This is a genomic window from Rhodovulum tesquicola, assembly GCF_024128855.1.
GTDB lineage: Bacteria > Pseudomonadota > Alphaproteobacteria > Rhodobacterales > Rhodobacteraceae > Rhodovulum > Rhodovulum tesquicola.
This window is the reverse complement of record NZ_JAMYDV010000007.1, coordinates 20,062-41,488: the sequence shown is the minus strand read 5'-3', so window position 1 is coordinate 41,488 and position 21,427 is coordinate 20,062. Positions and strand designations below refer to the sequence as shown.

Annotated in this window: 19 protein-coding genes, 1 pseudogene, 1 CRISPR repeat array and 1 riboswitch; of the genes and pseudogenes, 8 read left to right on the top strand and 12 right to left on the bottom strand. The window is 66.0% G+C overall.

The genetic code is table 11. From position 1 onward, the window contains the following. The first annotated feature begins 206 nt into the window (after window positions 1-206). Complete coding sequence (locus NHN26_RS08190) at window positions 207-647, top strand: hypothetical protein (RefSeq protein WP_253089005.1); 441 nt, start codon at window positions 207-209, stop codon at window positions 645-647. A gap of 366 nt (window positions 648-1,013) precedes the next feature. Further along, a complete protein-coding gene (locus NHN26_RS08185) occupies window positions 1,014-1,403 on the top strand; it encodes a UPF0728 family protein (RefSeq protein ID WP_253089004.1) in 390 nt (129 codons plus the stop codon). 140 nt (window positions 1,404-1,543) lie between these two features. On the opposite strand, the gene NHN26_RS08180 is transcribed toward NHN26_RS08185, so the two are convergent. The 10 genes and pseudogenes from NHN26_RS08180 to NHN26_RS08135 all read right to left on the bottom strand — a co-directional run. Continuing rightward, window positions 1,544-3,772 carry a TnsB C-terminal domain-containing protein gene (locus NHN26_RS08180; RefSeq protein ID WP_253089003.1) on the bottom strand — a complete coding sequence of 743 codons (2,229 nt, stop codon included), beginning with the start codon at window positions 3,770-3,772 and terminating at the stop codon, window positions 1,544-1,546. Beyond that, entirely contained in the window at window positions 3,769-4,431 is a 663-nt protein-coding gene (locus NHN26_RS08175) for a hypothetical protein (RefSeq protein ID WP_253089002.1), read from the bottom strand. The genes NHN26_RS08180 and NHN26_RS08175 overlap by 4 nt, the downstream gene beginning before the upstream one ends. A 663-nt stretch (window positions 4,432-5,094) precedes the next feature. Further along, a CRISPR array of direct repeats spans window positions 5,095-5,982; the repeat unit is 32 nt; unit sequence GTTTCGATCCACGCCCCCGCGAGGGGGGCGAC. A 167-nt stretch (window positions 5,983-6,149) separates the two neighbouring features. Next, window positions 6,150-6,437: a CRISPR-associated endonuclease Cas2 gene (gene cas2 / locus NHN26_RS08170; RefSeq protein WP_435594184.1), complete on the bottom strand. Its 288-nt coding sequence runs from the start codon at window positions 6,435-6,437 to the stop codon at window positions 6,150-6,152. A 7-nt stretch (window positions 6,438-6,444) separates the two neighbouring features. Then, complete coding sequence (gene cas1c, locus NHN26_RS08165) at window positions 6,445-7,473, bottom strand: type I-C CRISPR-associated endonuclease Cas1c (protein ID WP_253089000.1); 1,029 nt, start codon at window positions 7,471-7,473, stop codon at window positions 6,445-6,447. Continuing rightward, window positions 7,470-8,102, bottom strand: coding sequence for a CRISPR-associated protein Cas4 (cas4, locus tag NHN26_RS08160; protein ID WP_253088999.1), 633 nt, complete (start codon window positions 8,100-8,102; stop codon window positions 7,470-7,472). The genes cas1c and cas4 overlap by 4 nt, the downstream gene beginning before the upstream one ends. Beyond that, complete coding sequence (gene cas7c, locus NHN26_RS08155; protein WP_253088998.1) at window positions 8,089-8,991, bottom strand: type I-C CRISPR-associated protein Cas7/Csd2; 903 nt, start codon at window positions 8,989-8,991, stop codon at window positions 8,089-8,091. Before cas7c ends, cas4 begins: the two co-directional genes overlap by 14 nt. Further along, complete coding sequence (gene cas8c, locus NHN26_RS08150) at window positions 8,991-10,793, bottom strand: type I-C CRISPR-associated protein Cas8c/Csd1 (RefSeq protein ID WP_253088997.1); 1,803 nt, start codon at window positions 10,791-10,793, stop codon at window positions 8,991-8,993. Before cas8c ends, cas7c begins: the two co-directional genes overlap by 1 nt. Continuing rightward, window positions 10,790-11,458 carry a type I-C CRISPR-associated protein Cas5c gene (cas5c, locus tag NHN26_RS08145; protein WP_290442881.1) on the bottom strand — a complete coding sequence of 223 codons (669 nt, stop codon included), beginning with the start codon at window positions 11,456-11,458 and terminating at the stop codon, window positions 10,790-10,792. The genes cas8c and cas5c overlap by 4 nt, the downstream gene beginning before the upstream one ends. 295 nt (window positions 11,459-11,753) lie before the next feature. After that, window positions 11,754-13,958: a CRISPR-associated endonuclease Cas3'' gene (locus NHN26_RS08140; RefSeq protein WP_253088995.1), complete on the bottom strand. Its 2,205-nt coding sequence runs from the start codon at window positions 13,956-13,958 to the stop codon at window positions 11,754-11,756. Window positions 13,959-14,033: 75 nt separating this feature from the next. Next, window positions 14,034-14,958, bottom strand: a pseudogene (locus tag NHN26_RS08135) (IS256 family transposase); the annotation flags it as partial. A gap of 44 nt (window positions 14,959-15,002) precedes the next feature. Here NHN26_RS08135 and NHN26_RS08130 point away from each other — a divergent pair. After that, on the top strand, window positions 15,003-15,347 hold the full coding sequence (locus NHN26_RS08130) for a hypothetical protein (RefSeq protein WP_253089103.1): 345 nt from the start codon (window positions 15,003-15,005) through the stop codon (window positions 15,345-15,347). A gap of 84 nt (window positions 15,348-15,431) precedes the next feature. Here the strand turns inward: NHN26_RS08130 and NHN26_RS08125 are convergent, their stop codons facing one another. Both NHN26_RS08125 and cobO read right to left on the bottom strand, forming a co-directional pair. Continuing rightward, window positions 15,432-16,835 (bottom strand): cobyric acid synthase, encoded by a 1,404-nt coding sequence (locus NHN26_RS08125; protein WP_253088994.1) that lies wholly within the window; start codon window positions 16,833-16,835, stop codon window positions 15,432-15,434. A 66-nt stretch (window positions 16,836-16,901) separates the two neighbouring features. Further along, window positions 16,902-17,528 (bottom strand): cob(I)yrinic acid a,c-diamide adenosyltransferase, encoded by a 627-nt coding sequence (gene cobO, locus NHN26_RS08120; protein WP_253088993.1) that lies wholly within the window; start codon window positions 17,526-17,528, stop codon window positions 16,902-16,904. 103 nt (window positions 17,529-17,631) lie between these two features. Continuing rightward, a riboswitch (cobalamin riboswitch) is annotated at window positions 17,632-17,839 on the top strand. A gap of 162 nt (window positions 17,840-18,001) precedes the next feature. Between cobO and NHN26_RS08115 the strand changes: the two genes are divergently transcribed. From NHN26_RS08115 to NHN26_RS08095, 5 genes are read left to right on the top strand one after another with little or no spacing between them, the layout of a single operon-like run. After that, window positions 18,002-18,775, top strand: coding sequence for a DUF4198 domain-containing protein (locus NHN26_RS08115; RefSeq protein ID WP_253089095.1), 774 nt, complete (start codon window positions 18,002-18,004; stop codon window positions 18,773-18,775). Between the two features lie 12 nt (window positions 18,776-18,787). Then, a complete protein-coding gene (cbiM, locus tag NHN26_RS08110) occupies window positions 18,788-19,405 on the top strand; it encodes a cobalt transporter CbiM (RefSeq protein WP_253088992.1) in 618 nt (205 codons plus the stop codon). Then, a complete protein-coding gene (locus NHN26_RS08105) occupies window positions 19,402-19,974 on the top strand; it encodes a NikL family nickel/cobalt ECF transporter subunit (RefSeq protein ID WP_253088991.1) in 573 nt (190 codons plus the stop codon). The genes cbiM and NHN26_RS08105 overlap by 4 nt, the downstream gene beginning before the upstream one ends. A 4-nt stretch (window positions 19,975-19,978) precedes the next feature. Next, on the top strand, window positions 19,979-20,770 hold the full coding sequence (gene cbiQ / locus NHN26_RS08100; protein WP_253088990.1) for a cobalt ECF transporter T component CbiQ: 792 nt from the start codon (window positions 19,979-19,981) through the stop codon (window positions 20,768-20,770). Next, complete coding sequence (locus tag NHN26_RS08095; RefSeq protein ID WP_253088989.1) at window positions 20,757-21,416, top strand: energy-coupling factor ABC transporter ATP-binding protein; 660 nt, start codon at window positions 20,757-20,759, stop codon at window positions 21,414-21,416. Before cbiQ ends, NHN26_RS08095 begins: the two co-directional genes overlap by 14 nt. The last annotated feature ends 11 nt before the right edge of the window (window positions 21,417-21,427 follow it).

The window sequence follows — 21,427 nt, the reverse complement described above, 5'->3', positions numbered from 1 at the left end:
AAATAAAAAAGGGTTGCGCGAAGCCTGGCTGAGGGGTCCGCTTTCGGGTCCCTCGTGGGCGTTCTGGCCTCCTTTTCCCGGGGCTTTCCTTCCGAAGCCCCCGGGAAAAGGAGACCGCGCCCCCAGAGAGACCGACATCCCACCACACCTTCCGGGTCCGATTTGACGCAGCACGGATCGCTGCAGCACAAGAAGAGGACCACATCATGTTCCACCCGAATACCCCGGTCCCGGGCCCGGAAATCCATATCGCCACCGCGATCCGAGAGGCGCGGCAATCCTGGAGGGTCTTCGACGACCTGCTGGACCTGCTGCCCCGCCACCGGCATCGCATGGTGCACGATTGCAGGGCGGCGTTCCTGGAGGGCGACGTCTTCACCAAACGGCTCCGCCAGGATCTCGAGAGCCTCCTCGATGATCTGGCCTCGAACCTCGAGCGCGAGACGGAGTGGCGTATCGCCACGGTCGAGGTTGGCGCCATCGGCGACGAACCGCTCTTCGACGACCGGCTTGTACGCTCGCGGACAGACCGGGGCCTTGCGCTGGCGAAGGTTCTGGATCGCTTGTCTGGCCCGGCCGAAAAGATCCTGCATGCACATGCTCTGATCGACGCCCAGCAGGTGTTCGACCGCCTGCAACCCACCTGACACCGGCGGCCGCGGCATGACCGCGGCCGCCCTCCCTTTCGTTCAAGGCGAAGGTCGGTGAGCATACCCTCCAGGCCCGTGACACTTGCGGCAGGCCGGCTGGGGTTAGAATTCTCCGAGCTTCATCGGGCCCTGTTTCCAGCCCGTGCGGCAGGCCGGCGGCCCCTCGTTCTCGTGGTGCGGTGTCGTTCATCGAGATCCGGAACGGATGCGGGCTCTTTCGGGCAAGGCCCGAAGACGCCACCGCCGGAGCGGTGATCCCATGCCGGACCTCTTTACCGCCCGCCAGCCGAGAACCGCCGTCAGTACGGCGGCTCAGCCTGATTGGCCGCCGTTTGCTTCCATAGAAATCGCCAAGGTGTGACGATGAACGACCATACTTCCCCAAACGATCGAAATGCCACCGCGCAGGACACGCGCGTCGAGGACCTGTCCCTTGTGCAAGTGGAGATGCAAGCGCGGCATCCGGATCTCGACCTGGGGTTTTGCGCTCAGTGCCACTACGGGCCGCCGAATTTCGCCTTTCTGGTGGTCTATGGTGTTGATCATGATACGCTGAGACGAAGGGCAATCCGGGCAGAAGCCAAAGGCTTGCTGGAACGATTGGGACATCGCGTGGAGCTTCAGCCTGGTCGTGATGTCTATTGTCTTGATCCGTGGGCTCCGGAGGGTGCGCATGAGCGGATGACGATGCTGCTAGGAATCCGAACGCGCCTTGCCCAGGCGGGTCGTGTCTTTCGCGGTAAGGGGACCTGATCAACACAGCGAAACCCGTCGCTGGCGACGCTTCTGATCAAAAAAAATCCGGCCCCTTGATGGGGCCGGATCGAACGGGGTTCATATGCCTGCCGGAACGTCTCCGGACATCCTGGGCGGGAGTATCCCGCCCCCTGGCCCTAGTCGGCGCTTCCGGGCTTGCGGATCGTCCAGGAATTGGAGCTCCGCGGCCGTGCGGGACGCGGTGCGGCCGGTGTCTGCGAGATCGCCGCCTGCGGCTCCTCTTCCGGGGCGCGGGGTTCGATCACCCGGCCAACGCCATCGACCGGCGTGCGGGTCTTGGGGGTGTTGCCGGTGATATGGAACCCTGCGAAGAGGCTTTCCTCGAGATGCTTGAGGCGCTCGGCGGTGATCGGCTTGTCGACCAGGCCATACTGCAGTTGCTTGCGCGTGTTCAACGCCTCGATGTCATCGAGCGCGCGGAACACGACCTCTTCTTCCCAGGCCTTGCGGGAGGCCGATTTCGTCCGCAGCGCCCGCCGCGCCGCGACCCACGTATGGGCATCCACCCCGTCGAACCCGGCATGAACGGCGCGGGCCTCGTGCGCCTGCCCATCGATCACGACCTCGACGGCGCCGAGATCCTCCGGATCCCAGCGAAGCTCGACGGTCTTGTGGCCACCCTCGATGACCGTGGCGGCGAGCGCCTCGTGATGGTAACGGACCCCGAGCACCCGAACCCCTTCGCGGGTGAGGCGCCGGTTCAGACGGAGACCGAAGGCACAGCGCTTCGTGCGCATCTCCGGCGCAGCCCGGAGCGGGAAGTTGCCATCCCTCAGATCGCTTTCCCACTGCTGGAGCGGCGTGCGGAGGCCGAGCCCCTCGTGCGGCGTGTTGTGATAGACGTCGACGATCCAGCGCACCAGAGCATAGCACAGGTCCTCGGTGTCCAGGCAGGCGTGCGCTTCGGCCGGGTGATCCCCCCGCGTGGCGACATCGCCGAAGGTACGACCGTTCAGCATCGGCAGGAGCCGCGTGGCCGCCGTCTGGAACACCCTTTCGATATGTCCACGCATGCCGGGAAGACCCGCGATCGTCCGTTCCAGCGTGATATCGAGCGTCGCGCAGGCGTCGGTGAATGCGGTCGATTTGAACGCCGCGCCGTTGTCGGACACCAGCAGTTCCGGCGTCGCGAACTGGTTCCACGCGACCTTTGCACCCGCGGCGTTCGCAAACCGGCCCTTGTCGCTGACCACCATGCGCAGGCACTGGGCGGCGGCGCTGGTCTTGGGATTCCGCGTCAGCGTCATGCCCACGATGAGCTTGGTCCGGCAATCGATCGCGGCCACCAGCCACCAGCGGCCTTTCCCGTCATCGAGGCCGAGATCCTTGAGATCTTCCTCGGTGAAATACTGGTCTATTCCCGCCTTGGCCATGATCGTCACGAGATCGATCTTCCACTCGTCGATCTCGACCCGTTCGAACGGGCGGGAGACCTCGAGCCCACGCCCGACCGGCCGAAGTCTTTTCATCGCCTCCTGTTCGCCGTAGCGACACACGAGCACCTCGAAGCGGCTGAACGACTTGATGCACTGGCGCACGGCCTCGCGGCTGGGCACGCGGAGCTTCGGCCGCCCATCGGCCAAGCGGTCGGCATTCTCCTTCCTAAACGCGCGCTCGACGTCGGTCACGGTCTTCGACATCGGCGGTCGGTTGAGTGTCAAGTAGCTTTCCCGAACGGTCTTCCCGAGCAGGGCGTTTTCTTCGGCAGTGAAATAGCTCGTCCGGTTGCCACGATTCGAAAACCGATCGATCAGCCCCGCCTTGCCGGATTTTGCGACGCGGGCCACCCAGCGCCGCAGCGTGGTCGGATGTACGGGAGCAACCGTCTGAAGGGTTCCACCACCTTTGGGCTTCCGCCCCTTGCCCGCTGCGGCTTGCTGCTTGCGCCATTCAAGCTCCGGGTCGACCTGGTCGGCCAGATACGCGGACGCACGCCGGCAGATATCGTCCATATGCGCCTCGATGGAGGCGTCGGTCATCTGCATCACGCCCTCGGCCCGGACCTCGTTGAACGCTTCGACCAAGGCGTGCCGCTGGTCGATCCGCGCGCGTTGCTTGGGTGTCAGCGTGGCCAGCGAGGACCCTGTTCCACCGCTGGGCTGGCGCCGGGTGCGCAGCTCTTTCGGCAGGAAATACTCGATCTCGTGCCGGACCTTGCCGGCGGCATTGAGCCGGTTCAGATGCCCGAATTCGAAAACCTGGGCCGCACCCTCGCCCTCGGCAGGGACCAGGGCATAGGCATCTTGCATCATGTAACCGAGACGGAACGCCTGACCGTCGATCGTCACGCGGTCCTCGCGACCGATCTGGAAGCGGGGGAAACGGCGGTCGAAATCCAGGCTCATTTGGAGTCTCCTTTCCAGCAGACCAGTGTTTTCGGGGTGATGGGTTCATGCCGGACGGTGCGAAGCACGCCGGCGCGCACCAGGCGCAGAAGCGCGCGGTAGCCGCGGGCGTGCAGGCCGGTGGCCACGGTGAGATCTTGCAAGGAGCGGCCCCCGACAAGGCCGGATGCGACGGCGCGGGCGACGTGTTCCGCATCCGGATCGGGCCGCCTGACCGCGGCCAGGATCTTCGCGTTGTGAAGGTCGACCGGGTCGATATCGGCCTCGGTCAGGAGCCTGACCTCGTCGACGAAATCCTGCTTGCGCGCATGCCAGGTGACCAGCCCCATCTTTTCGAGAAACCGCCCGGACACCAGGCGGATCTCGGGTTTGACCGTGAAGGCGATGGTCTTGCCCGTCGCCAGGGTCGCGACGATGTCGAAAATATGCTCGATGCTGCGGTACCGGAAGCGGACCTGCTCGCGGAGATCGACGACCTCCTCGCGGGCATTCAGAAGCAACAGGTGACAGAGCTCGAGGTGGGACTCGGCCTTGACGCGGATCCCGGCGCCTTCTCCGAGCACCGCGAAAGCCGTGCAGTGCCCCTTCGAGGCATTGGCGACATCGCGGTCGGCCCGGGACGGGGCAGGCAGCGTCAGACTGCTATGGAAATCAAGCATGGGACTTTTCTTCAGGTACAGGGACGCCATTCACCGCACCGGCAGGATGCGGCGGTCCATCGGACTGGGGGCGTCCGGTTCAGGGTCTGGGCCGAGGCGGGGCCGGATCGAAGGTCCCGCCTCGCGGGAAGAGTGGTGTGGGGGTCCTGTCTGGTTCAGCCGTTCTTACAGCGCCCTCGGCGTCGCGCGGCGGTACCGCCGCCTGTCCGCTCGGCTCGCGGCGCGCGACAGCCTGTTGTGCAGAGGATATTGGCCGTTCTCTTTCGCCCGAAAGAAATTCTCGGTCTCGCGCGAGAACCGGCGGTGGCCATGACGCGGCGCGCCGATGGCATGCGGCATGCGACCGAGGGGGGCGGTCTTCTTACCCATGGAACTTGGTCTCCGTCCTTCTTGACCGGGACCTGGCATCGTATCTTCGTGGCCGGGCCGGTCTTTGCTGTACTTTTTGTCGCGAACCGCGCCATCACGCGGCCAGGCAGGATGTTGTTTCTGCTCCCTTGCACCAGAAAGATTCTCCGGGCGTTAATCGTAATTATCCGGCAAGCCACTGATCGGAATTGAAACTTTCTTCGGCGTTCTTCTGCCCAGGCCAAGCCTCGCCACAGTACTGGTCATGAGCGGCGCCTGACCCGAGGTTGACCGGCCGCGCCAGATGTCGCGGAGGTTTCGATCCACGCCCCCGCGAGGGGGGCGACGACCGAGCCACAGAGACGCACGCGGAGCCAGCCGGTTTCGATCCACGCCCCCGCGAGGGGGGCGACAGCTCTGCCGCGCTGGCCGTGAGGCCAAGGTTCTGTTTCGATCCACGCCCCCGCGAGGGGGGCGACTGGTCAGGGTTTCGGGATCGAACTCGGGAACGTTGTTTCGATCCACGCCCCCGCGAGGGGGGCGACAGGCGGCGCAGGATCACCTCGTCACTCTCGCGGGGTTTCGATCCACGCCCCCGCGAGGGGGGCGACCTGGCGGCCATTCCTGGCGGCCTACAAGGCCAAGGTTTCGATCCACGCCCCCGCGAGGGGGGCGACAATCGACCCGGCAGAATTTGATCTGGAGGCAGAAGTTTCGATCCACGCCCCCGCGAGGGGGGCGACACCCGGCGGGCCTCGACCATGTGCCGCTGGCCGTGTTTCGATCCACGCCCCCGCGAGGGGGGCGACACGCCTCGTCCGGCCGCGCGCGCCGGATCGGCCGGTTTCGATCCACGCCCCCGCGAGGGGGGCGACCCGCGCCGTCCACCGTGATGGATGCGGCCTCCAGTTTCGATCCACGCCCCCGCGAGGGGGGCGACGATTGCCCTCGACAAGAACGTGATCATCGACGGGTTTCGATCCACGCCCCCGCGAGGGGGGCGACGGCCCGGCACGTCGTCATCGCGCACCTTGAACCGGTTTCGATCCACGCCCCCGCGAGGGGGGCGACGGGCCGCCGCAATCGTCACCGCCGAGGCGGAGGTGTTTCGATCCACGCCCCCGCGAGGGGGGCGACGGCGCGTCCGTTTGATCCAGTGCCCGGCGGTCTTGTTTCGATCCACGCCCCCGCGAGGGGGGCGACCCAGTTTGATTAACAGTTTGAAAGAGCATTTGAAAAATATGATAGGTTGCGAACCTTTTTTCGGTGCCGGACGCGAGCTTGGAAGATCGTGCCTTTTGTATCGAAGTTCTAGGAAAAACAGGGCTGCGAACCCATGCGGGGGCGGGCGGGAGCTTGGGGTTCGCGGATCAAATGATTAGCAGGCCGTCCATGTCCGTTGCAGGCTTTGCGCCGACATGCTCGACCCGGCGGCGCCATTCCTTGCCCAGCATGTAGAACCTCAGCGAATCTGTCTCGGGGTCGATGATGTCGATCAGCCGGGCGCGCAGGGCGGTCCATTGCGCGGGGTCGAGGTCGCATTCGAAAACCGAAAACTGGACGCGCTGCCCCCAATCCTCGCATGCGCGGGCCACGCGGCGCAAGCGGCGGCGACCCGCGCTGCTGTCGGTGCGCACATCATACGTCACCAGAACCATCATGCAGTCAGCTCCAGATCCATGCGGGATAAATGTCGATGTCGCCTCGCAGATGCCGGGCGAGCAGTTGCGCCTGAATCTGCGGCACCAGACCAAGCATGATGCGCTCGCCCAGCCAGGCGTGAGACAGCTCGGTGCGCTTGCGCTCCTGATAGGCTTTCAGGATCTTTTCGCGGCCCGTATCGTTCAGCAGCACGGCGCCGGTTTCCTCGGCTCGGAAATCAGACGGGCCAAGCTGCCTGCGGTTGATCAGGCTGAGGCAAACTCGGTCGGCCAGCGGCGCGCGCAGTTCCTCCATAAGATCCAGCGCCAGCGACATGCGGCCCGGCCGGTCGCGATGCAGAAAACCCATCTGGGGGTCCAGCCCATGGCTTTCGCATGCGGCGCGGGCATCTAGCGCAGCCAGCACATAGAGAAACGACAAGATGGCGTTGACGGCATCACGGGGCGGGCGGCGATTGCGGCCGACGAAGGCGAAGGCGGGATCGGGATTGCGGATGAGATGGGCAAAGGCCGCCCAATAGGCTTGCCCCGCCTCACCCTCTTGCCCACGGAGGGTGTCAAGATCGGGCGCGCTCAGGGCGTGGCGGGCGGCATCCGCAAGGCGGCGCTGGCTGGTCTCGACCTGCACACTGCCAGCGGAATCGGGGTAGTCGCGCAAATGCCGACGCAGGACGGCCCGCTGGTTGGCGATCTTGGCCGCTACGACGGCCTGTGCCACGGGTAAGGCAGCCTCGGCCTTAGTCGCCTCGTGCTGGGCGCGGCGAAGCAGGACGTTGCCAGTCTGCGGCCCTTCGACCCGGGCAAGCAACTTGCCCGAATAACCCAGAAAGGAAATGGTGATCCCGGCCTCGGCGGCAAAGCCCATCAGGGCAGGCGAGACGGCGACCTGGCCAAAGCAGACGATCTGCCCCAGCAGATGCGCAGGGGCGCGGGCGCGGGTGGCGCCGTCGATCTCGACCGCGACGGTCTCGCCATCCTTGCGCAGATAGGCGCCTTCGCTGGTTACATAAAGTGTGTTCAGCAGTTTCTTCATTCCGGCACTCCCGCGCGGACGATCCGGTTGATCATCCAGTTCCGACCCAGCTCGCGGCGGGTGGCTGGGCGGCAGAGATCGCGCATCGAGCAGGAGCCGCAGCGCCGGGCTTCAAACACTGGCGGGGGCAGCGTGCCGGTCGCTATGGCGGTGCGGACCTCATCTGCGACCCTCAGTGTGAGAGCGCGCAACGTGGCATCAAGGGGCACTATCTTGCGGCGCCGGGAAGCGCCGTAAAACAGCGCGCCCTCGGGTACGGGGTGACCGGTCATCTCTTCCAGGCACAGGCCTTGGGCGCAAAGCTGGACCTCGTCGGCACGATGGGCCTTGGGGCGGCCGCGCTTGTATTCTACCGGATAGGGCACGCCGTCGCGCAGTTCGACCACATCGGCCACGCCGTGCAATCTGTGCCGGGCCGAGGCGATCTGCACTGCGCGCAAAACGCGGATGCGGTCGCGGCTTTCGGGACTGCCCTCATCGGCGCGTTCATGCAGGATCCGGCCTTCGGCGGTGAAGAGGTTCTCGGACCAAGTCCTTTCCACATGGATCAGGGCACATTGGCGCGGGCAAAACAACCAATGCTGAAGCGCCGACAGGGGCAGGGACTCGTCCGCGTCAGAAAGGCTCAACTATGCTGATCCCTTCGGGCAGGTTCGTGTCGTCCAGCCGGATCGCATAATCGCTGAAGGCCCGGGCGACCGGCCAATTGTGGCTGCGTTCGTCGCCGATGGGCAGGGTCTCGCCGCTATGCGCGCGGTGCACGCTCACCCGGTCGAACAGCTTGTGTGCCTGCGCGTTACCCAGCGCGCTGTCATGGCGAAATGCGATCAGGCGGCGGGTAGCCATCATCCCGCGCGAGGCCGAGCGGTCATGTTCGAACATGTCGCGGAACCCAGCCCACAGCAGCGCAAGATCGCCCTCGGAAAACCCGGTGCGGTTCGCCAGATTGGCGTTGACGAAGCCATGCGCACGATAAAGCCCATAGGGCACCATATGCTTGCGGCCCATGGTTCGTTCCTTGTCCACGTCCTTTTCATTGGTGACCGAGGAGCGGGTGATCGACACCTCCAAGGGCATGATCGGCTCGACCGAGCGCGCGAAGGTCAGCTGCACCGGGCCGCGTACCTGACCGGCGTTAACTTCGGTGGTCATCACCGCGCCGAATGTGCGGATGTCCCAGAAATTGGCGCACATCCAGGCGGTGATGCGCTCTGCATCCTCGACCTTCTTGGGCTTCTTCTTGGCCTCGGATTTCAGCCCCTCGGCCTCATAGGCCAGGGCGTGCTGCCGGTTCAGCACCGCGCCGTCCTGCATGTAGATGGCGTATCCCGGCTCGCTGCCCTTCGCCTCGGCAACATAATTACGCAGCTTGCGCTTGAGCGAGACATCGGTGACCAGCCCTTGCGAGGTTTCCGGGTCCATGCGCGGCAGGTTGCCGGCGTCGGGGTCACCATTGGGATTGCCGTTCTCGACATCGAAGAACAGGATGAAATCATAGCGGTTGGTGACGGCGGTCATTACTCGGTCCCTTCGATGTCTGCGGCGTCGTCAATCACGGCATCCTCGGCCTTGGCGTAGAAGGCCGACAACTGGTGATAGAACCCGACGAAAAAGCGCCCCTGATCCTCAAGCGGCAACGAGGCGGGCAACTCGCCACCCCCGGGCAGCTTGGCCAAGATCGCCGCGACGGCCTTTTCGGCCTTGACGCCGGCGCCGGCCTTCTGGCCGCCGGCCTTGACCAGACCCGCGCGGTTATGTTCGTATCCCTTCATCAACACCGGAAAGATGCGCGCAGGCGTGGCCGAGGCACCGCCCATGTATTTGTCGCGGATCGTGGCGCCGCGGTCAGCATAGCTGCGCTCGGCATAGGTGAAAGCGCCGAACAGGCGGCCCAGCACATAGGCCGGGTCATCGTTTGTCTCGTCCAGGGCCATTGGAACCTCGCACTTGGTATTGCGCACCAGAACGGCGCGGATGATGGCGGCGCGCCGGCCGTCGGAAAAGCGATCAGGCGGTGTGCCTTCGACCCGCAGTCGGCCGATCACGCCGGTCAGCAGGGTTCGCGGATAATCGGACCCGGTCAGTATTGCGCGCATCAAGGCGCCGCCCAGCAGGGGCGGGATATTCCGGGCTTCGCCCATCGCTGCGACCTCGTACAGCAGGCGCCAGGCGGCGGGCGGGTGTTCCGTGCCGTCCCGACCGCGCCAGGGCGACGGCTGGATGCGCAGCTCGTCCCAGAAGGTGGCGATGCGCCCGGCCAGATCCTGCAACCGGCCCGGATGCCAGAACCGCACCGACAGCCGGGCGGCGTTGGGGGCAAGGCCCAGCACGAAGACCTTGGTTTCGGGGTCGTAGTCAGGGGCTTCCTGCCAGCGGCCCCGGGCAATGGCGGTGAGTTCCGCGGCCAGCTTGTTGCGGGCGGTGTCGGAGTCTTCCGGGTCGGGCGCCAGCACGGAGCCGAACAGGCCGGTGGCCGAGATGGTCTCTTCGGGCGTTTTCGCTTCGACCCAGAACACCACGGTCGCATCGCCGATGCGCAGGTTCTGGCCAGAACCACGCTCCAGCAAGGCGTTAAGCGCGGTGCCATAGGCGAAACTCGCGGCCTCGGACACCGGGGCGTTGTCGCCCTGTTTCTTGCCATGCGACTCATAGGCAAGTTCGTTGAACGAAACCAGCGAGGCGCCCGAGCTTTGCGCGCCCATCACGCCCTTGATCGACGGGTGCAGGCGGGCGACGGGGGCGGTCTGGCCGGTGACAAGGCAGATCTCGCCGCCCTCTGCCGCGGCGCCAAGCAGCGCGGAAACCTCGGGCAGTTGGTGAATGAAGCGGCGCTCGTTTGAAAGACGGAACACCAGATTGGCATCCAGCAGATCAGGGGGGAAACCGCCGGCGGCAAAGTCTTCGCATTGCCAGCGTTCGAGAAAGGCGCGCAGCGCGACCAGTCCCGGCGCGGAGGCGCCCGCAAGCAGATCCAGATGCGCAGAGATGAAAGCCGCGTGCTCCTGGGTGGTGCGGCTTGCTTGCCCGGGCTGCGGCTTGCCGTCAGCATCCATCACGGCGACCACGCCCAGCACATAGGCCGACTTATCCCAAAACAGGTTCGGCTTTATCCCTGCCGTCCGCTTGACCGCAGCGGGAACCGCCATGGCCCGTGGCCGCAGCTTGCCCTTTTCATCCGGCGCTGCCAGCAGGTTCATCTCCACCACCGAGCCGTCCGGCGCCAGAACCACCTCGCCACCGATCGCCTCACGCGAAAAGCCGGGGCGAGGCAGGTCGGGCATGCGGGCGTAAAGCGCGGCGAGTTCCGCCAGGATGGTCATGACATAAGTCCCTTGCGGGCCGCATTGGCGACGTCGATGATTCCGTCTTCCATGATCGCATGAAAAAACGCGGAGCTTCGGCCATTGGCGTAATCAATGTCATAAAGCATCCAGCCCAGGTCGCGATTGCGGGCCTCGGGGGGCAGCGTGGTTTCGGGGAAGATCTCGACGGGTTCGAAGTCGGCAGCAAACTCGCGCACGCCCAGACAGGGGCGGTGAAAGCACTGGCCCTTGGCGGCGCGGCGCAGAAACATCTCGCGATGCTTGCCCGGATTATCCTCGGGCCCAGCCTTGGGCGTCATCTCGAAATGCGCCTCGATCCCATAGGACACATCGCGCAGGGCCAGCATGGCGCGCTGCTGCCGCTCGGCAGTGACATCGAGCCCAAGCCCCGAGAGATCGCCGGACTTCTGAGCAATCCGGGCATTGCGGTCCGAGACCTTGGCGCCCACCTCATTACGGCGGATGCTGTCGAAACGGATCGGTTTCAGGACATGGATGCGGTCGATGACCCAGCGCACAGCCGGCTTCCAGTGGATCGCTTCCAGAATACCCCGCGCAGCCGAAGGTGTCATTACGTCATAGGAAACGCGCTCGACCTTCATTTCGGGACGGGTAAAGCAGGCGTAATCGCCCCAGACATGAAGCTTAATGCCGTAGGTCATATCGTACTCAAATCCACCGACAAAGACGGCGCTAAAAATAATGAGGGGGGCATGGCGGGGAAGTCAATACAAACTTCCCGCCATCCAATTGCTCTCTGAACTTTCACCGTGCTTCAATCCACGCCGATCCCGGCGACTAGAACCATCTGGACAGCCTGACCAAGACATCAATGAGAACGGGTACCATTCGAAGCCATTCACGCACTTCCCTCGGGTCCCATCTCATGCTCGTCTCCATCGTTGGACACTTCACGGTAAAAGCACTCATGGTACTCGGTCCGCCAAGCTGCCGGGGTCAGGCGAAGAAGTCGCCCTCATCGAACCGATCCATCCGCATCCCGGCCCGGTCATCATAAAGCCCCGCATGATCCAGCAGCAGGAACTCGCGCCCGAACAGATCCTCGCGCCACAGGCTCGCGGCACGGCTGGTTTCCAACTCGCGGCGGATGTGGTGGGGCAGGTTGACAACAAAGGGCTGCAAGGCGCGGGCGATGCCGCCGGTGCCCGTGGCATGGGTGAGGTCACGCAGCAGATCGTCGGAAATCCCCCAGCGCCCGCCGCGCACGATGACCGGGGACTGCGTGTCGTCGATCATGCGGAACGCCTGGGCGATCTGTTCGAAGCGAAAGGCAAGCGCGCTGCCTGACTCGGCAATCTCCCGAAGGATGCCCGACTTGCACTCAGGGCCGACCCGTGCGGCATCCAGCGCCTCGATCCCCTGTGACCACAGAAGTGCGCGGAAATAATCCGCGACGGCCTGTTCCGACAGCGGGTCGTCCTTGTGCGCTGCAAGGATCTTCACACCGATCTCGGCCATCTGCTTGACCTCTTCAGGCGGGGCGGAACCCTCGGACGACGGGGTAAAGACGATAACCTCGCCCATGCCGTCCAGCCGCCCCTCACGGTTGCAGCGGCCGGCTGCCTGGGCGATGGAATCAATCCCGGCAGCAGCGCGCAGGACCAGCGGGAAATCCACATCCACCCCGGCCTCGACCAGCGAGGTCGAGATCAGCCGCACGGGCAGCCCCGCGACCAGTCGGTCGCGGATCTCGGCCAGAACCTGCCTGCGGTGCTGAGACGTCATAGTCGTGCTCAGATGGCGGGCGCCGGGTAAACCAGCCACCATGTCGAACAGCCTGCGCGCATGGCGGCGGTTGTTGACGATGGCCAAAACCTGCGGCGCGCGGGCAATGCGGTCGGACAGCGCCGTGTCGTCCTGTGGGCCGATATCGATGACCCTGGCCCGGCGCAGTTCCGCATAAAGGCGCGGGGGATCGGGCGCCAGTTCGCGCGGGTCTTCCAGCGCCTCGGGCACGTCCAGCCCCGCCTTCCGGGTCAGCACCGGCTGCGTGGCGGTCGAAAGCACCACCGTCGCGCCATAATGCCGCGTCAGTTCGGTAAGCGCGGCCAAACAGGGGCGCAGCAGCCTGCGCGGCATGGTCTGGGCTTCGTCAATGACGATCACGGCCCGAGCAAGGTTGTGCAGCTTGGCGCAGCGCCGCTTGCGCGCGGCGAACAGGCTTTCAAGGAACTGTACTGCCGTGGTGACGATGACCGGGGCATCCCAATTACGCGTCACGCGACGTAGGCGCCTGATATCCTCGTCATCATCCACCGCATCCCAGTCAAAGCTGGAATGATGCTCGACGACCTGATCAGGCCCCAGGGCAGTGCCGAAGACATCCGCCGTCTGTTCGACGATCGAGGTATAGGGGATGACATGGATCACCCGTTCAAGCCCATGCGCCAGCGCGTGGTCCAGCGCAAAGCCTAGCGAGGTCAGCGTCTTGCCTCCGCCCGTGGGCACAGTGAGGGTAAAAAGGCCGGGCTCGTTCGCGGCTTGCGCCCGCGCATGTCTCAGGATCTCGGCGCGCAAGGCGTTGACCCGGCCTTGGGTCGCACCAAATCGCGCGATATGGGCATCATACGCCCTTCGGTGAGCCTGGGTCAGGGTCTCGGGGGCGCGTGACACCGGGCGACCCTTAATACCGTCGTAAAAGGCGGCAGTTTCCAGTTCGTCGGCATCGACCAGGCAAGAGAACAGCATGCGCACGGCGAACTGGATCGAGAAATGCGTGATGGCGCCACTGGAAAGCGGCCCAAAGGGCGCCAATGCCGTTGGTGCGGGCATCCAATCAGGCAGCGCCGGATCGGGCAATGTGGCCAGTCGCCGGGTCAGGTCATCGAGATCAGGAAGCCCCGAATGATGCCCCGCCACACAGGCCGCCAGCAACGGGCCAAGCTTTCCGTGCCGGGACAACAGCAGTCTGGCCCCTTCGGCGCTATGAGGCTCGGTGTTCCACTCGCCCAGAAGCTTGGCCTGGAAGCGGGGCTTCATCTTGCCCAGGTCATGCGCCCAACCCAGCGCCGACGCCGCCTCTCTCCCACCAAAAGGTTCAGCGAATAAAGCTGCACGCCAGGCCACTGCCTCTGAATGGTCTCTCAGGTTCTCCCATTCCGAGACAGGCCGGCCCGGTACGCTGTGGGCATAAATTGGCATATCCGTGTTTTCCATGTCGGCAGTGTCGCGCTGGATGGTGTAGGAGCGCCGGCCCTCGGAGAGGTCAGGGCTTGATCAGGTTGCCACGGCGGGCAACCTGACGGTGGGATTGTCGGTGACGCGGACGAGCGTTTCAAGGCTCATGTAGCGCCTTGTGACCGCGCATTCGTCGTTGGTCTCGAGCATCAGCGCGCCGACGGTGAGACGGGACCGTCGCGCCAGTGGCGCGGCGTAAGCCCGTTGAACGATAATGGCCTCGTCATTCGGAACGATGCCGATTACGTCGGCCCGCCGCTTGATCTCGCGGTTCACCCTGTCGAGTGGGGTCGTGGACGCGATCTGGGCCCAGTGTTCGCGGGAAGTCCATGTAGGCGAGGACGTCGTCGCGGGAGGCGTCCATGAAGATGCCGAGCTTTTCGACCTTCTCGCGCAGTGCATTGGCGACGGTCTCCCATTGGGCCTCGGCGTCGGCCTTGGTCTCCTGAGCAAAGATCGTCTTCAGCATCGCCGCCACCGCGGAGCGTTGCTTGGCCGGCGCATGGGCCAGCGCGTTTCGCATCCAGTGAACGCGGCACCTCTGGTGGGTCGCATTGAAGACCCGGCGCGCCGCAGCGCGGAGGCCCTTGTGATCGTCAGCGATCACCAGCTTCACGCCGCGCAGACCACGGTCGGCGAGGCTGCGCAGGAACTCGGTCCAGAACGTCTCGGCCTCGGAGGGGCCGGTGGCGACGCCCAGAACTTCGCGCTTGCCGTCCTCGTTCACTGCCACGGCCACTATCACGGCACGGCTGACGATCCGACCGCTCTCACGGACCTTGAGGTCGGTGGCATCGAGCCAGAGATAGGGCCACGCACCCTCCAGCGGTCGGATCAGGAAGGCATTCACCCGCTCATCGATCTCGGCACACAGCCGGCTGACCCGGCTCTTGGACATGCCGCCCGCGCCCATGGCCTTGACCAGATCATCGACCGAGCGCGTCGAGACGCCGCGAACACAGGCGCCGAGCCGCCGCAGGAATCTTATCGCGCGGACTGAGGCGTGGAGTGACCGAGCATTTCGAGAAATACCCGAACATTCTGGTGATCGCCAATACCGCCCTTGCCGAGGAGGCCACGGCAAGGGCTGCGCCATGGGCGCATCTGGTGACGACCCTTCCGTCCGCATGCGGCCCAAAGCGGACGTTCATCCCAGATGCCTTTGCTGCGGTGCAGCCTCACCAGACCGGCCATTCGTTCATGGCGCAGCATTTTCAGGCGGTTGAAGTTGTTAGCGCTCGCCAAGCCGCCGATAGAGCCTCCGTTGCTTGCCTGCCCTTTTCCGCCAAAAATTGTCTGGCCGCATCGGGCATGTCAACGCCGGTCCAAAACTGGCCCACTTGGCCGAAGTAAAAGTGGCCCACCCGGGTGATGAGCAGGCCAGAGCGCGCGGGGTCGTCACATAACCCGAGCGCGGTCTGGCCTGCGGCGGTTGGGCTAGGCGCCCATCACCCGGCCATCGGCGGACACCGCACCCTCGGCCACCCCGTTCAGCCGCAGCCAGGGCCGGTCGAGCCCCGCGCCCTCGGTCCGGCCCATATGCATCTCATAGCCGGTGACGCGGGCCCCGCTGAGGGCATCGTCGGCGTCGATCTCGACCAGCCGCTTGTCGCGCGTCATCGTCGTCTCGATGTCCAGAAGGCCGAGGCCCGGCGTCTCGCCCGGCGGTCCCTCGATGCCGTCCGGGTCGCGCACCACGCGGCCCAGCATCTGGAACCCCGCGCAGATGCCGACCACCCGGCCACCCCGGCGGACATGGGCCAGGACGTCGACATCCCACCCTTGCGCGCGCAGCGAGTCGAGCGCCGGGATCGTTGTCTGGGAGCCGGTCAACAGCACGACATCCGCCTCGGCCGGGATCGGCTGGCCGGGCCTGATCCAGCGCAGGTCGACGCCGGATTCCGAGGACAGCGGATCAAGATCGTCGAAGTTCGCGGCGCGCGCGATCTGCGGCACGGCGATCACCAAGCCCGCCCCGCCGGGGGCCTGCGGCCGCTCCAGCGCCAGCGCGTCCTCGGCGGGCAGGTGAGCGGCCAGGTCGAACCATCGCGCCACGCCCAGGAGCGGCCAGCCGGTGGTTTCGGTGATCGTCCGGCAGGCGGGTTCGTAGAGGAAGAAGTAGCCGCGGAACTTGTTGACCAGAAAGCCCTTGATCCGTGCGCGCTCATCCTCCGTGTGCAAGAGCCACGACCCGACCACGGCCGCCATCGCGCCGCCCCGGTCATTGTCGGTCAGCAGGACCACCGGCAGGTCGGCCTCTTCGGCCAGGCGCATGTTGGTGATGTCGCAGTGCCGCAGCCAGGTCTCGGTGCCCGCACCCGCCCCCTCGACCAGCACCAGGTCGGCCTCGGCCGCGACCCGACGGTAGCTATCGATCACCGCGGGTAACAGCAGCGGCTTGAGGTTGTGATAATGCCGCGCGGGCCAGTTGCCCAAGGCCCGCCCGCGCAGCACGACCTGCGAGCCCACCATCGCCTGCGGCTTCAGAAGGACCGGGTTCATGTGGATCGATGGCCGCAGGCCCGCCGCTCGCGCCTGCAGCGCCTGCGCGCGGCCGATCTCGCCCCGCGGGGTGTCGCCACCCGGGCCGGGGGGCAGGTCGCTGTCCACCGTCACGGCGGCGTTGTTCGACATGTTCTGCGCCTTGAACGGCGCGACCTTCAGGCCACGACGCGCATAGGCGCGGGCCAGCCCCGCCACCAACAGGCTCTTGCCCACGTCCGAACTGGTGCCCTGGATCATCAGCGATCGACCCCGGCGCGGCGGCGCGGGGTCCAGCATCGGCACGTCGATCACGGGCATCGGCGGCGGGGCGTCGTCGGGGGGCAGGTCGAAGGTCATGGGAGCTCGCACGTCTTTTCGGCGCCGGGTGATGCGCCCGCCCCGCACGGGTTGTCAAGCCGCGGATCAGAATTCCACGCCGGGCTGGCCCTTTATGCCGGCGCGGAACGGGTGCTTGACCAGCGTCATCTCGGTCACCAGGTCGGCGGCCTCGATCAGCGCCCCGGGGGCATTGCGGCCGGTCAGAACCACATGGGTCATCGGCGGCTTTTCGGCCTGAAGGAACGCGACCACCTCGTCCGCATCCAGATAGCCATAGCGCAGCGCGATGTTGATCTCGTCCAAGAGGACCATGCGGATCCCGGGGTCGCGGATCAGGTCCCGGGCCTTGCGCCACCCGTTTTCGGCGGCGGCGATGTCGCGGGTGCGATCCTGGGTTTCCCAGGTGAAGCCCTCGCCCATGGCGTGGAACTGGCACAGATCCGCGAACCGTTCGGTCAGAAGCCGCCGTTCGCCGGTGTCCCAGGCGCCCTTGACGAACTGCACCACGGCGCAGGGCATGTGATGGGCGATGCAGCGCAGGATCATGCCGAACCCGGCCGAGGATTTGCCCTTGCCCGCGCCGGTATGGACGATGATCAGTCCTTTTTCGGCGGTCTTCTCGGCCAGCGCCCGGTCCTTCGCCTCCTTCCGTCTGGCCATCTTGGCGGCGTGGCGGGCGTTCTCGTCGGTGGGGGCATCGGTCTCGGCCATGGCCTGTCCCTTTCTTCAGCGGCTCCCGGCCAGCTTAGGCAGCGCGGCCCCCAGGTCAAACCTGTCGCGCATTTCCCGATTGACACCGCAGCTGTCCGTTTGACATGACAGGGGCGTGAACGGTTTTCCCGGGCGCCAAGGCGGCCGGGGATGAAAAGGGAACGCGGTGCGTGCCGAGAGGCACAATTCCGCGGCTGCCCCCGCAACTGTAAGCGGAGAGCGAGGCTGACTGACGCCACTGGGATCCCCCGGGAAGGCCAGCCAAGCGAAGACCCGCGAGCCAGGAGACCTGCCGCTCACCCGCCACCCGGTTCGCCGGGGCGGTTTCCACCGGACGCCGGGGTGCGCGTCTGGCCCGGATCGGCCGCGTCCTGGCCTGTTCGAGCCTTCTGTCCCCGTTCGTCCTTTCCGACCGCGGCAATCGTGCCGCCACCGCTGAAAGGAGACGACCCTTGATTTTCCACGGCAACCTGATGACCGCGGCGCTGGCCCTGACGCTGGTGCCCGGCCTGGCCTCGGCCCATTTCCAGCTGTCCTATACCGAGGAAACGATGATCGACCGGCCCGGCGACGTGCCGGTCAAGCTGATCTTCTGGCACCCGTTCGAGAACGGTCATGTCATGGACATGGGCGAACCGCTGGAATTCTATGCGATCCATCGCGGCGAGAAGATCGACCTGAAGGACACGCTGACCCAGACCAGCTTCACGGGCAGGGGCAACGAGGCCGTCGCCTGGGACGGCAGCGTGCCGGTGAAGCGCTCGGGCGACTACGTCCTCGTCACGGTCCCGGCGCCCTATTACGAGCAGTCCGAGGACATCTACATCCAGCAGATCACCAAGGCCTATCTCAACCGCAACACGCTGCCCACCGACTGGACCGAGCCGCAGGGTCTGAAGACCGAGATCGTGCCGATGGTGAAGCCCTACAACGTGCTCGCGGGCTCGACCTTCACCGGCCGGGTGATGTCGAACGGCGAACCCGTCGCGGGCGCCGAGATCGAGATCGAATACATGGCGGCCGAACCCGACATGGCGACGGGCAGCCCGAAAGAGGCCACCGCCCGCCCGATGCCGGGCGGCGCGGTCGTCGCGATCTCGGACGCGAACGGCTATTTCACCTTCGGCGTGCCCAAGGCCGGCTATTGGGGCTTCGCCGCGCTCGGCGTCGGTCCCGACACCGAACACGACGGCAAGGAGCTGTCCCAGGACGCGGTGATCTGGATCCGCGCCTACGACGTCGAGTAGGAGGCGGGTTCCATGCACATCGTGGACGGGGCGCTCGCGAACGAGGTCGTGATCGGCGGGGCGGCGCTGGCCGCGGGCGGCATCGCGCTGGGGCTGCGCCGCCTGCCGCTGGAAAAGATCCCGGCCGCGGGCGTGCTTTCGGCGAGCTTCTTCGTGGCCTCGCTGATCCATGTGCCGATCGGCCCGTCCTCGGTGCATCTCATCATGAACGGTCTGGCCGGGCTGATCCTCGGCTGGGCCGCCTTCCCGGCGCTGTTCGTCGGGCTCTTGCTTCAGGCGGTGTTCTTCGGCTTCGGCGGGCTGACGGTGCTGGGGGTGAATACCGTGAACATCGCGCTGCCGGCGGTCATCGTCTACTACGTCTGCCGCCGCGGCGTGACGCGCGGAACGCCACTTGTCGCGGCGATCTGGGCGGGCTTCGGCGGGGCCTTGGCCATCGCCCTGACCACCGCCCTCGTGGGGCTGTCGCTGATGCTGTCGGGCGATGCGTTCATTCCGGCGGCCAAGCTGGTCTTCTTCGCCCATATCCCGGTGATGGTGATCGAAGGCCTCCTGTCCGCCGCCGCCATCTACCTCGCCGCCCAGGTCAAGCCCGACCTTTTCGACGCGATGAAAGGAGCCCCGTCATGATCCGCGCGTTGTCCATCATCCTTTGTCTTACACTTGCGCCACTGCCCGCCGCCGCCCACAAGGTGATCGCCTCGGCCTTTCCCAGCGGCGACGCGATCGAGGGCGAGGTCGGCTTTTCGAGCGGTGACATGGCGGCAAACCTTCTGGTCGAGGTGTTCGACGGTGCGGGCACCAAGCTGGGCGAAGCCATGACCGATGCGGACGGGTTCTTCACCTATGTCCCCACGCAGCCCGTGCGTCACATCTTCCGCGCCGACCTGGGCGCCGGCCATGTCGCGGAGTTCGAGATGGCCGCCGAAGAGGTCGCCGCGATCCTCGGGAATCCCGCGACGGGCGCCGCGCCTGCCCCTACAGAGCCCGCCGCCACGGCGCCGCTCGCCGGGCTGTCCGACGCGGACAGGGCCGCAATCGCCGCGATCATGCGCGACGAGATGCGCCCGCTGCGCCGCGAGGTGGCCGCCTACAGGGAACATCACGACATCCAGACCGTCCTCGGCGGCATCGGCTATATCGCGGGTCTGTTCGGCCTCGGCTTCTACTTCGCCGCGCGCCGCAGGCTGGCGGGCTGACCGCATGGGCCACATCCTGACCGCAGAGCGGCAGACCCTGAACGACACGGGGGCCGGACACGGCGGCGCTCTGGCACGGCTAGACCCACGTGCCCGCATCCTCGGCGCCTGCGCCTTTGCCATGGTCACCGTCGCCTGCAGCTGGATGCCGGTCCTCGTCGCGGCCCTGTTGCTGGCCGCCGGTCTGATGTGGCTCTCGCGCGTGCCGGTCGCACCGACGCTCCGCCGGATGGCGGCGATGGACAGTTTCATTATCTTCCTGCTGGCGCTCCTGCCGTTTTCCGTGCCCGGCGACGCGATCTTCACCCTGTGGGGCTTCGCCGCCAGCTGGCAGGGCCTGGCCCTTGCCGTCGAGATCCTGCTGACCGCGAATGCCGTGGTCCTGGCGCTCTTGTCGCTGGTCGGAACGATGGAGCCGGTGACGCTGGGCCATGCGCTCTCGCGCCTGCGTGTGCCCGACACGCTGGTGCATCTGTTGATGTTCACGATCCGCTATATCGACGTGCTGCGCGCCGAATACCTGCGCCTGCGCCAGGCGATGAAGATGCGCGGCTTCCGCCCGGCCACCAACTGGCACAGCTATCGCAGCTTTGGCTATCTGGTGGGCATGATGCTGGTCCGCGCGATCGAACGGTCCGAGCGCGTGCTGGGCGCGATGAAATGCCGAGGCTTCGCGGGGCGCATCCCGCTGCTGGAAACGCTCGCCTACGGGCGCTCTGATGTCCTCTTCGCGGCGGGGTTGGGCGCAGCGCTGCTGGCGCTTTCCGCAGCCGAAATCGCCCATGCCGCTGTTTGAGCTGGCCGACATCCGGTTCGGCTATCCCGGCCATCCGCCCGTGCTGAGGGGCGCCAGCCTTGCCCTGCACGAGGGGCAGCGGCTGGCGATCACCGGGTCCAACGGCGCGGGCAAGTCGACCCTTCTGCGGATCATGGTCGGGCTCTTGCGGCCGGATGCGGGGCGGGTCGTGGCGTTCGGCAAGCCGCGCCGCACAGAGGCGGAGTTTCACGAAGTCCGCCGCCGCGCCGGGCTGGTGTTCCAGGACCCCGACGATCAGCTGTTCTGCCCGACCGTCGCCGAGGATATCGCCTTCGGCCCGCTGAACCTTGGCAAGACCCGCGCCGAGGCCGTCGCGATCGTCGACCGGACGCTGGACAGGCTCGACCTGATGCATCTGCGCGACCGGATCACCTACAAGCTGTCGGGCGGGGAAAAGCGGTTGGTCACGCTGGCGACCGTGCTTGCGATGGAACCCAAGGTGCTGCTGCTGGACGAGCCGACCAACGCGCTGGACGAGGCGAACGAGGCGCGGCTTGTCGAGATCCTGCAATCCCTGCCGCAGCCCATGGTTCTGGTCAGCCACGACGCCCGGTTCCGCGCGAAGATCGCGTCGGAAAGCCTGCGGCTCGCCGATGGCGTGCTGGCCCCCGACCCGGCGCCATGAGAGCCACCGGG

Bases quoted from the DNA above. Each gene is read 5' to 3' on its own strand.
- cas7c (WP_253088998.1), bottom strand. From the start codon at position 8,991: ATGACCGCCGTCACCAACCGCTATGATTTCATCCTGTTCTTCGATGTC.
- cbiQ (WP_253088990.1), top strand. From the start codon at position 19,979: ATGGGCCACATCCTGACCGCAGAGCGGCAGACCCTGAACGACACGGGG.
- NHN26_RS08185 (WP_253089004.1), top strand. From the start codon at position 1,014: ATGAACGACCATACTTCCCCAAACGATCGAAATGCCACCGCGCAGGAC.
- cas2 (WP_435594184.1), bottom strand. From the start codon at position 6,437: ATGGTTCTGGTGACGTATGATGTGCGCACCGACAGCAGCGCGGGTCGC.
- NHN26_RS08180 (WP_253089003.1), bottom strand. From the start codon at position 3,772: ATGAGCCTGGATTTCGACCGCCGTTTCCCCCGCTTCCAGATCGGTCGC.
- NHN26_RS08140 (WP_253088995.1), bottom strand. From the start codon at position 13,958: ATGCCAATTTATGCCCACAGCGTACCGGGCCGGCCTGTCTCGGAATGG.
- NHN26_RS08190 (WP_253089005.1), top strand. From the start codon at position 207: ATGTTCCACCCGAATACCCCGGTCCCGGGCCCGGAAATCCATATCGCC.
- NHN26_RS08125 (WP_253088994.1), bottom strand. From the start codon at position 16,835: ATGACCTTCGACCTGCCCCCCGACGACGCCCCGCCGCCGATGCCCGTG.
- NHN26_RS08105 (WP_253088991.1), top strand. From the start codon at position 19,402: ATGATCCGCGCGTTGTCCATCATCCTTTGTCTTACACTTGCGCCACTG.
- NHN26_RS08115 (WP_253089095.1), top strand. From the start codon at position 18,002: ATGACCGCGGCGCTGGCCCTGACGCTGGTGCCCGGCCTGGCCTCGGCC.
- NHN26_RS08095 (WP_253088989.1), top strand. From the start codon at position 20,757: ATGCCGCTGTTTGAGCTGGCCGACATCCGGTTCGGCTATCCCGGCCAT.
- cas8c (WP_253088997.1), bottom strand. From the start codon at position 10,793: ATGACCATCCTGGCGGAACTCGCCGCGCTTTACGCCCGCATGCCCGAC.
- cbiM (WP_253088992.1), top strand. From the start codon at position 18,788: ATGCACATCGTGGACGGGGCGCTCGCGAACGAGGTCGTGATCGGCGGG.
- cas1c (WP_253089000.1), bottom strand. From the start codon at position 7,473: ATGAAGAAACTGCTGAACACACTTTATGTAACCAGCGAAGGCGCCTAT.
- cas5c (WP_290442881.1), bottom strand. From the start codon at position 11,458: ATGACCTACGGCATTAAGCTTCATGTCTGGGGCGATTACGCCTGCTTT.
- cobO (WP_253088993.1), bottom strand. From the start codon at position 17,528: ATGGCCGAGACCGATGCCCCCACCGACGAGAACGCCCGCCACGCCGCC.
- NHN26_RS08175 (WP_253089002.1), bottom strand. From the start codon at position 4,431: ATGCTTGATTTCCATAGCAGTCTGACGCTGCCTGCCCCGTCCCGGGCC.